Raw genomic sequence first — 11011 nt, forward strand, 5'->3', positions numbered from 1 at the left:
TAACATGTAAATTTATGAAATTTAAATTAACCAGTGCCTATTTCTATCTTAGAAAAGGGCTAATTATTAACATTATGAGAACTTTTGTATTCTTATTTTGTACTACAATTTTTGGTTTTTCCCCCGTAAATCTATTTTCACAAAACACAAAAGTTGTAATTGCCGCTGATAAAACAGTGTCTGTAGATGAAGTTTTTGAAATCATTAAAAAGCAGACAGATTATACTTTTATTTATCAGGAAGATTTATTTAAAAAATTGCCTAAAGTACATCTTAAAAAAGGAAAAATCCGTGTGAATGACCTTTTAGAAAACACCTTTTCCAGTAAAGATTTTGATTTTAGTTTTTCAAATGGAAATACCATTATAGTTAGAAAAGTACCAAAAGAACATGAACTTGCCTTTCAGTCAAAACTAATTGAAATAAAAGGTGTTGTTACCAACGAGAAAAATGAACCGCTTTCTGGAGTTAACATTCAGGTAAAAGGAGCAAAAGCAGGATCTGGAACACAAACCGATTTTGACGGAAAATATACAGTTACAGCTCCTGAGGACGGACAAATTCTGTTTAGTTATATTGGTCACAGATCAAATGTTATTCAGGTACAAAAAAGAAAAGTAATCAACGTTGTACTGGTGCAGGAAACTAAAGCACTTGATGGTGTTGTAGTAAACACTGGTGTTACCGTACGAAAAAAAGAACTTATTACGGGAGCAGTTTCTATTTATAGAGGAGAAGAGTTAAGACAGGTTTCGACACAAAATGTGGTTCAGGCTCTAAAAACTTTAGACCCGTCTTTTATTGTATTAAATAATAATATTGCGGGATCTAATCCGAATGTTTTGCCGGTTATTGAGGTGAGAGGGCAAACAAGTTTATCTGTAAATCAGGTAAATGATCAATTTAAAGAAGACCCAAATCAGCCGTTGTTTATTCTGGATGGTTTTCCAACGACATTGCAACAGGTTGTCGATTTAGATATTAACAGAATTGCTACTATTACTCTTCTTAAAGATGCCGCTTCTACTGCATTATACGGTTCTCGCTCTGCAAATGGAGTTGTAGTTATTGAAACTATTAAACCAATTGCTGGTAAATTGCAGGTTTCTTACGTGTACAATTCATCTTATGAGCTGGCTGATTTAAGTGTTTATAATTTAATGAATGCTGAGCAAAAACTAGAATTCGAAAGACTTTCTAGCGCTTATATTCCAACTAGATATGGTTCATATGATGTGCCTATTGCCTGGCAGAATGTTTATAACAAGCGTTTAGCTGCAGTACGTCGCGGTGTAGATACCTATTGGCTTAATGAACCAATCCAGATGGGAATAACTTCTGGACACAGTTTAAGTGTAGGTGGAGGATCTGAAGAATTTAGATTTAATCTTGCCGGAAATTATAAAACTGTTAGCGGAACCATGAAAGGTACTGAGCATAATACCTGGGGGTATAATGCTAATTTAACTTATAGAAAGAAAAAAATAAGTTTCAATAACAACTTCTTTGTATCTGGCGGTAATAATCAAAAATCTCCTTATGGCTCTTTTGCTACTTGGGCAAAAGCAAGTCCATATTATGAAAAATATAATGAAAATGGAGTTCCAACACGTTATTTAGATGGAACTAATATACCAGTAGGAAATCCTCTTGTGAATTACTATGTAAATCAGGAAGAAAACCCTATGTATAATATGCTTTTAAATAGTTATGATAAAGGGACAGAGTTTAATTTTACAAACAACTTTGCTATCAATTATGATATTACGCCGCATATCAGAACGACAGCAGCATTATCAGTTTCAAGATTAGACGAAACAACAACAGAATTTATCTCACCGGATAACACTCAATTTATAGATAAGATTCCAACTGAAAAAGGAAGTTACAAGAGAATAGATTACTTGACTAATAAATGGAATGCAAATATAGGAGGTACCTATTCAAATGTTTTTAATAATGTTCACTCCGTTAATTATACTTTAAGAGCTTCTGCTTTAGAAACAAAAAATGGTTTTTATGGTTCTACGTTAACAGGATTCCCTTTAGGAGTTGCCGGTAATCCAACTTTTGCTTTTGGGTTTAAGAAAGATTCCAAGCCAAATACTTACAATGAAATGGTTCGAAGCATTGACCTTACCAATCAGTTAAACTATGCTTACGATAGAAAATATTTGGTTGATTTAACACAAACTATCTCAGGAGCAACCAATTTTGGAACCAATAAAAAGTATTCTCCTTATTATGGTATTGGTTTTGGATGGAATATCAACAACGAGTTTAAGATGAATGAAGATATTGTAAATGTCTTAAAACTTCGTGCTAACTACGGACAAACCGGAAATCAGAATCTTGTAGGATATGCTTCTCATGATATTTATTTATATGATCCTAATACCAATATTTTTGGAGCGGGGCTAAATGTTTCTCAATTAGCAAATACCGATTTAGAAGCGCAAAAAACAAAAGATTTGTCTTTAGGAATAGATTTGGCAATGTACAGAAACAGGTTAACATTTACATTTAATGCTTACCAACGCAAGACTACACCACAAATTGTTGCTATAGACCTTGTAGCTTCTACAGGAGTTAGTGCCTATCCTTTAAATGTTGGGCATATTACAACTCGCGGTTTAGAACTTAAAGCAAATTATAACATTATAAATAATTTAAAAGAAAATATTTATTGGGGAGTAGGATTAACAGCTACAACAAATGAAAACGAATTAGGAGGTTTTAATAATGCTCTTGCTTCGTTAAATGAAGCTGCTCAAAAAACAAGCAGTTTAACAAGGTTTTACGATGGAGCAAGTTCAAATGATCTTTGGGCAGTTCCGTCATTAGGAATTGATCCAGCTACAGGAAAAGAAGTATTCTTAAAGAAAAACGGGGAGGCAACTTTTATTTTAGATAAAAAAGATGAGGTTGTAATGGGAAATTCCAGAGAAATTGCAACAGGAGTAGTATCTACAAGTGTTAACTACAAAAATTTCAGTTTAGGCGTATTCATCCGTTACAGTTTTGGTGCAGAGCGATTCAATACCGCTTTATATGATAAAGTTGAAAATATTAACAGTGATAATATATTCGACAATCAAGATGCCAGAGCTTTTACAGACAGATGGACTACTCCAGGACAAATAGCGCAATTTAAAGCTATTGGTTTAAAGAATGAAACTCCAATCTCTTCTCGTTTTATTCAAAAAGATGATTATATCTCAGGAGAATCTCTTCGCTTAGGATATCGTGTAACCAGTAGAACTTGGCTTAGTAAGAACGGATTAGCTGGTTTAGGATTCAATGCTTATGCAAATGACTTTTTTAGAGTTTCTACTATAAAAGCAGAGCGAGGTATCGAATATCCTTTTTCAAGAATTTTTTCTTTAAGTCTAAATGTATCATTTTAATACCATAATTATGAATCAGTATTTAAATAAAATAGCATTAACCATCCTGATTGCTTTTTCGGCTGTAAGCTGTAGTGACTTTTTGGATGTAGTGCCTCAGGATAAAATTTTAGAATCTCAAATTTATGAAAATGAAGCCGGAATGCAGAATGTGCATAACGGACTTTATTTGAGTCTTGCAAATAATAATCTTTACGGACAACAGCTTACTATGGATGCTGTTGAAATTTTAGGGCAGCAGTACAATATGCCAAGTTCGCATAATAAAAATAAAATAGCCTCTTATGCTTATACAGAAAGCAGCCCTAAAGCTTTGTTCTCTAGTATTTGGCAAGAAGCGTTTAAAACTATTTTATATACAAACAAATTTATAGAAAGCATAGAAGAACACCCAGGTATTGTGTCGCAGGATAAAGCGGATCTTTTAAAAGGAGAAGCTTTAGGAATTCGTGCTATGCTTCATTTTGATATGCTGCGTTTATACGGACCAATTTACAAAGTAAGTCCTTCTGTATTAGCAATACCATATTACGATAAAGCAATTACAACCAACCAGCCTTTGATTCCTGCACAAGAAGTAATGACAAAAATATTAGCAGATTTAGATGCAGCTTTAGCATTATTACATAAAGATCCGGTTTTGACCACAGGGAGATTTAAAGCAACATCAGATTTTGATGCAAATCCATATTACTCAATGAATAGAGGAAATAGAATGAATTATCTGGCTGTGAAGTGTTTAAAAGCCCGTGTGTTATTATATTCTGGAGATAAAGCAGGTGCTTCTGCAGTGGCAAATGAAGTGATTAATTTTACTAAATCAAATACATTTTTTCCATGGACTCCATTTCTGGAAGCTACAAATGCTGCTAATCCGGATCGAACTTTTTCTTCTGAAAATTTCTTTGCTTTAAGTGATTACACATTATACACAAAACAAAGAGATTTGTTCGATTCAAATTTAAAAGACAGCCAAATCTATGCTCCAGTATTAAGCAGATTAACAGCTGTTTTTGAATCCAATGATAATGACTATAGAAGTCTGCCAAGCTGGAAAGTTCCTGTTGTGGGAGGAAAAACTCAAAAAACGTTTTTTAAATATGAGGATGTAGATGAAAAGAAAAGTCTTTTCCGTTTGCAGATTCCAATGTTCAAACTTTCAGAAATGTATCTTATTGCAGCTGAAACAGCTCCGGTTCCAGCCGATGGAATTACTTTTTTAAATACCCTTCGTTTTAATAGAGGTTTAACCAATTTAGGAGCTGCAGTAAACGTAACAACTGAAGTTACAAAAGAATATAAGAAAGAATTTATAGGCGAAGGACAATTGTTTTTTTATTACAAAAGACAAAATAGTGTTACAATTCCAAATGGTTCAGCCACAAGCGGAAACTTAACAATGGGAGCTGCGCAGTATGTAGTACCGTTGCCAGACGCTGAAATTAACTTTCAAAATTAAAAATACTAGACATGAAAAAAATATTGATTTTAGGCGTTGTGGTTTTATCCCTATTAGGAATTACTTCATGCAATCGAGATGAAATTGACACCTTTGAGGGTGTGGATAGTATTTATTTTGGACCTTCTGTATACGGTATGATAATTCAGGGAACGAAAACCGTTACAGATAGTGCGGGATATAGTTTTGCCCTTGAAAAAGCGTCACTTACCGAAGTAATTTATAAAATACCAATTCGTGTACAGGGAAAAGTGAGTGATGTAGACCGAAATGTAAAAGTGTCAGTTGATCCAAAAAGTACAGCAATTGCAGGAACTCATTTTGAACTTCCAGAAACTATAAAAATTTCGGCTGGAAAAGAGCTAGATACTATAGCTTTAAAAGTTCACAGAACTCCTGATATGAAACAAAAACCTTTCTTGTTGATTTTGAATTTAGAAGAGAATGATTCGTTCAAGACTGAGATGAAGAGCCATCTAAATAAAATTACTGGAAAGACAATTAGCTTTATCACTTTCAAATTATCATTAGATGATAAATTGACACAGCCACCAGGATGGTATGCAACGGCTTTAGGAGTTTTTACTGCCAAAAAGTTTTATTTAATGTGCGAATTGATAGATTTAAAACCAGAGATATTCAATCAGAAATTAGGAGGTCCTGGTTTAGGATTGGCTGATTTCGGATATTATCAGGCTTTTATGAAACGTTACTTGGCCGATCAAAAAGCGGCAGGTAATACCATTTATGAAGAGGATGGAAAAGAAATGATCTTTCCATAAAAATATTCTTTAAATTTTAAAAATAGAACATTATGTTTAAAAATATAAAAATTCAGTTTTTTCTGTCCTTGCTGTTGGTTTTAAACTATGGCTGTTCAGAAGATGAAGGAAATTACAATTATAACGCAATTAATGAAATTGCAGTAACTGGTGTCGAAAAAGCGTATACGGCCTATTCAGGTGAATACTTCAAGATTACACCCAATTTAAATGCAACTATAGACGATGGCAATAACCCGGATCGTTATACTTATGAATGGGTTGTAGTTAGTCCTTCTAAAATCTTAGCTGATCCAACATCAGTAATTCTTTTGGCCACCACAAAAGATTTAGACGGGATTCTAAAATTACCTTCAGGAAAATATGATGTATATTATTTTGTAAAAGATAAAGTTACTGGTGTTACTTGGCAGCAAAAACCTTTTGAGTTAAATGTAATATCTTCTATTTACGAGGGCTGGTTAGCAATTGGAAATGTAGATGGAAAGGCACGTTTAGATATGGTTTCAATATTACCAGGTATTCCTGAACCAAGAATTATTACAGATGTTTTGGATGCTTCAGGTTCAGCTTTAAAATTGTCAGGTTCAGCTGTTGAAGTTTCTTGTTTTGGAGCCGCTACTGCTTCTTCTGCATATGGAGTATATGTTACCGCAACTGAAAGTGGTACTGCCAGACTTGATCCAAATTCTTTTGGATGGACTCAGTCGCAAAACTTTGCTTATGAGACTTTGGGAGGCGCATTTCCAACCGATTTTGGAGTTGATTTTATGCAAACTCCAGGCTCTGGTTCAGAGAATTTTGTTTATAGTAAAGGAAATATTTATTATTATTATCGCCCTTTCAATATAAAATATGGTCTGCCTCAAAACATATTGGAGAGTGAAACAAAGCCTTTTTATGCTGCACCTTTTATTGCAACAAATAGTGGAGCGAGTGGAATGCCGGTTTTCTTCAATAACGATACTCGCAGTTTTGTACGTTTTAGTTATTCTAAAGGAAATTGTTCTCCAATGCCTCCTGTAGCGGGAAGTACTACAACTCTTGATTGGAACAATACCAATTCTGATTTAATTTACATGACCACATCTGGTTTTAATGGTTTTGAAAGTTTTGCGGTTTTAAAAAACCGTTCAACGGGGAAATACAATTTGCTTCGTTTTTCAAGAACTTTAGTACAAAGCTATTATAAAGAAATATTAAACGCGCCAGAATTTGATAAAGCGACCAAGTTTGCTGTAAGCCCGGATTCAGGATATTTATTTTATGCTGTGGGAGGTAAAGTTTATGAATATGATAATGGTACTCAGTCTGCCAAATTAATGATAAACAAAGGATCAGAAGAGATAACTTATATCGGTTTTCATGCTTATGCAAGAAATGCAGACAAAAAATTAGTTGTCGGCAGTTACGGAACAACTGGTAAATTAGAATTATATACTGTTCCTCCAGTAAATGGAGATTTAGTTTTAACAGATACATACAGTGGTTTATGCAAAATTGTTGATGTTGCATACCGTGGTAGATAACTAAAAACCTTAAACAAAGCCGAATGAAGAGCAAAAAAACATTCTTCATTCGGTTTCTAAAAACTACATTTTATGAAACGTTTTTTTAAAATCGCAAGTGCAGTTTTGCTGCTTGCCTGTCCTACTATTGCCTTAAAAGCACAAGAGCAATCAACTCAAGAAAGTTGGGAATCAGCCAAAAAACAAGCCCAAACGGAGAAAAAATTAATCTTTGTCGATTTGTATTTTACAGGTTGTATGCCGTGTGCACAAATGGATAAAGAGGTATTTCCAGATCCTAAAGTAGCTGTTGTTTTAAGCAAAGATTTTGTCACTTTCAAATCGGATATTTTGAAAGAAGAAATTGGTAAAAAACTATGCATGAAATACGGCGTTACCGGATTTCCAACATTTTTATTTATGAATGCAGACGGAAAAGTAATTGATATTGCCGGCGGTTTTCAAAACGTTGAGCAATTTACAGCCTTGCTTCAAAATGCAAAAGACGCTGCTAAAAAAGGTGTTTTCAAAAAATACAGTACAGAAATTCAAGAAAAAGACTATCCAGATTTTTACAAACAAGCTTATTTAGATGGAAAAAGAAATGTTCCTTTTGAAGTAATCGATACATATTTAAAATCTAAAGATGCTACTGAAGAGGTTTCTTTTGTAATTATTACTGGATTAAGAGTTGGTAAACAATATGATGATCCATTTCTTTTGAGCAGTAAAAAATTAGCTAAAGATTACGGAAAATGGAGTGTTAATACTCATGTGTTTAACATTTTGCAACGCAAGAAAAAAGAGTACGAAAAAAAGAAGGATTTGAAAGGTTTTACAGAATTAGTAAATGATGCTAAAGAACTGTATACACCAGAAGAATTCACAAAATATTCAGTTATTTTATTGAAAGATTTTGGCGTAGAAAAAGTGGTAACTAATCCCTATACTTTACAAAAGTAATTCGAAATGAAAAAAATATTCTTGTTTTCGATATTGATTTTTGGATATTCAGTTTGCGCTCAAAACAGCGCTCAAAAAGCTATTGAATCTTTCGAAAAAGCCTTTCAAAATAAAAATTATAATGATATAAAAAATCTTCTGGCACCCGAATTTACAGTAGGTGCAGGAGATTCATCTTCAAATGAATTTTATTTAAATACTATTTTTAATGCTTTTCCTGTTTTAGATTCTATCCAAATTGGAAAATCGGCAGCAATTAAAGACGAAACTTTTGTTTCGGCTGATTTTTGTTTCAAAGGAAAAGAAAAGAAACCCACACAAATAGTTTTCAATAAAGAAAACAAAATACGCTATGTTACTTTTTTTGACGGATTATACAGAGTCGATCGAAATGCTGAGGTAAAAAAAATGGCCAGCATTCCGTTTGAAATTATAGAAAACGGAATCGCAATTAAAATAAAGTTAAACAAAGCTGATCGTGAATTTTTAATGCTGTTTGATACAGGCGCAGACGGAATGGCTTTAAATCCAGACAGTGCTTATAAAGCAGGAGTTGTAGTTACAAAAAGCAAATCGGCATCTGTGGTTGGCGGAAGTCAGCAAGTACAATACTCGGCAGATAATACCATTTACATTGGCGATCAGGTTTTAAAAAATCAAGGTCTTGTTATTTTTCCAAAACATGGTGTTTATGATGGATTATTTGGCGCCAATTTACTACGCAATTATATCACATCTGTCAATTTTGATACGATGACAATTGATTTGTACAATTTTGGAAATTTCAATTATTTGGGAAAAGCAAAACCATTAGTTTTTGATTATAAATCGGGGCTTCCGGTCGTACAAATGAATCTGACATTTGAAGATAAAAAAACAGTCGAAGGCAATTTTACTTTTGATACCGGCGCGGGTTATGACTTAATTGCGTACGGACCTTTTAATCATAAAAACAATCTGGAAGCCAGTTTAAAAACCGAATATACATCTGTTAATTACAGTTTAGGAAAACAAACTAAAATTGTAGGCGGCACAATACCAAATGTTGCTATTAACGGAAATAATTTTTCAGATGTAACAATTGCGGTTCAGGAATATGAAGAGGCAAATAAAAATTGGGCGTACGCTGATGGATCTTTGGGAATTGATTTAATAAAACGTTTCAATTTTACAATTGATGTGCTCCATAAAATGGTTTATTTAGAACCAAATAAAAACTTTAAAAAGAGATCTTCATTTTATATCGCTGGACTTAATTTGGATTTTGACGAAAACCAGAATCTTATAGTAAAACGAATTATAGACCAGCAAAATGAAGACTTGAAGAAAATCAAAATTGGAGCAAAAATCACTCAGATTAATGATTTTGAAGCCAAAGATTTATTGAAACCAGAAAATCTTAAAAAACTAAAAGACAATAAAGAAAGTAAAGACCTGATTATCGAACAAGGTGATCAGTCGATGCGTATTTCAATTTAAAAACAATCAAAAAACAAATAAACTATCATGAAAAAACACATTTTTTATTTCATTTTGACCTTTATTACGGTTCAAATGAGTTTTGCAGGCAGTATTTCAGAATATGCTGTAATTAAAGGAACAATTTCGATTCCAGATTTTCAGGCGAAAGAAGTTACACTTTACAATGTTGAAGATGGAAAGCCAGCCGTTGCTGCTACCGCAAAAGTTAATCCGCTTGGGGAGTTTGGCTTTATGACACCAGTTTCAACTGCTGGCTTTTATTATGTTGATTACGGACAGTTTAAAAACAGAACTCAGTTAATCCGTTTGTATTTAGAACCAAAATTAGATATCAATTTGGTTATTAATAAAGAGCATTATGTTTTGAGTGGAAAAAATGTGGGGCAGAATGTTCTGGTTCAGAAAGCAAATGAAATATATAATGAATTTGCACCATTTGCAAGACTTGGAGGAAATGTAACATACCTAGATTTTTATCCTTGGCTTGATAAAGGTGTTGCAAAAGCAAATGAATTTTCTAAAACAATAAATACAAAAGATGCTAATTTCAATAAGCTATTAAAACTGGCTGTAGCAACAGATGTTGAAGAATCGACATATACTTTTTTCAGAATGCCTAGAACTGCATTTCCAGATAAAGACGATCGTCCGGCGGTTATAAAAACTTGGCAGACAGATAAAAAGTTTACAGATCCAGATTTGTTAAAATTACATAACGGAGTTGCTTTAATGTCGAATTATTTCTTTTATATAAGTATAAATGGTGCCGCAGTTCCAAAGCGTTTAGATATTGTTGAAGCATTAGATCATATTACAGATCCTGCGTTAAAAGATGTTTATTTACGTGATGCAGTGTCAACTTCAAGAATGAAAATCGAAGAATATGAAAAAGTAGCTCCAAGCATAAAACCGTATATGATTTCTGAAGCTAGCAAAACTTTTTTACTAGAATACGAAAAAGTGCTTCATAAAAGCGTAGGACAAAAGGGATTAAATTTTTCGTATAATGATATTAATGATAAACCAGTTTCATTTTCAGATTTCAAAGGAAAATTTGTTTATATCGATTTATGGGCAACTTGGTGCGGACCTTGCAAGGCTGAAATTCCGCACATGAAAAAAATTGAAGAAGATTATCACGGAAAAAATATTGTATTCGTTAGTCTTTCATTAGATAAACCAAAAGACGCACAAAAATGGAAAGATTTTGTTACCAAAGAACAATTAAAAGGAATTCAGTTAATGGCTGATAAAGATTTCAATTCTGATGTCGCTAAAAATTATGAAGTAAATGCGATTCCGAGATTTTTATTATTTGATACCAAAGGGAACATTATCAACACAGATGCTTTCCGTCCATCTAATCCTGAATTGAGAGAACAACTGGATAAACTATTGAAGAGTTAATAC

At 33.1% G+C, this 11011-nt stretch carries 7 protein-coding genes; all 7 read left to right on the forward strand.

Going from position 1 to position 11011, the window contains the following annotated elements:
- Positions 1-14 precede the first annotated feature (14 nt).
- The 7 genes from B0A75_RS04280 (at position 15) to B0A75_RS20665 (ending at position 11008) form a co-directional block, all read left to right on the forward strand.
- On the forward strand, positions 15-3407 hold the full coding sequence (locus B0A75_RS04280) for a SusC/RagA family TonB-linked outer membrane protein (RefSeq protein ID WP_089053046.1): 3393 nt from the start codon (positions 15-17) through the stop codon (positions 3405-3407).
- Positions 3408-3417: 10 nt separating this feature from the next.
- On the forward strand, positions 3418-4866 hold the full coding sequence (locus B0A75_RS04285; RefSeq protein ID WP_165765087.1) for a RagB/SusD family nutrient uptake outer membrane protein: 1449 nt from the start codon (positions 3418-3420) through the stop codon (positions 4864-4866).
- Between the two features lie 11 nt (positions 4867-4877).
- On the forward strand, positions 4878-5648 hold the full coding sequence (locus tag B0A75_RS04290) for a DUF4843 domain-containing protein (protein ID WP_089053048.1): 771 nt from the start codon (positions 4878-4880) through the stop codon (positions 5646-5648).
- A gap of 32 nt (positions 5649-5680) precedes the next feature.
- Positions 5681-7177, forward strand: a complete 1497-nt coding sequence (locus tag B0A75_RS04295; RefSeq protein WP_089053049.1) for a PKD-like family lipoprotein — start codon at positions 5681-5683, stop codon at positions 7175-7177.
- 72 nt (positions 7178-7249) lie between these two features.
- Positions 7250-8119 (forward strand): thioredoxin family protein, encoded by an 870-nt coding sequence (locus tag B0A75_RS04300; RefSeq protein WP_089053050.1) that lies wholly within the window; start codon positions 7250-7252, stop codon positions 8117-8119.
- 6 nt (positions 8120-8125) lie between these two features.
- Positions 8126-9598, forward strand: coding sequence for an aspartyl protease family protein (locus tag B0A75_RS04305; protein WP_089053051.1), 1473 nt, complete (start codon positions 8126-8128; stop codon positions 9596-9598).
- Positions 9599-9625: 27 nt separating this feature from the next.
- Positions 9626-11008, forward strand: a complete 1383-nt coding sequence (locus tag B0A75_RS20665; protein ID WP_244284343.1) for a TlpA family protein disulfide reductase — start codon at positions 9626-9628, stop codon at positions 11006-11008.
- Positions 11009-11011: the final 3 nt, after the last annotated feature.

The organism is Flavobacterium oncorhynchi, from assembly GCF_002217355.1.
Lineage (GTDB): Bacteria > Bacteroidota > Bacteroidia > Flavobacteriales > Flavobacteriaceae > Flavobacterium > Flavobacterium oncorhynchi.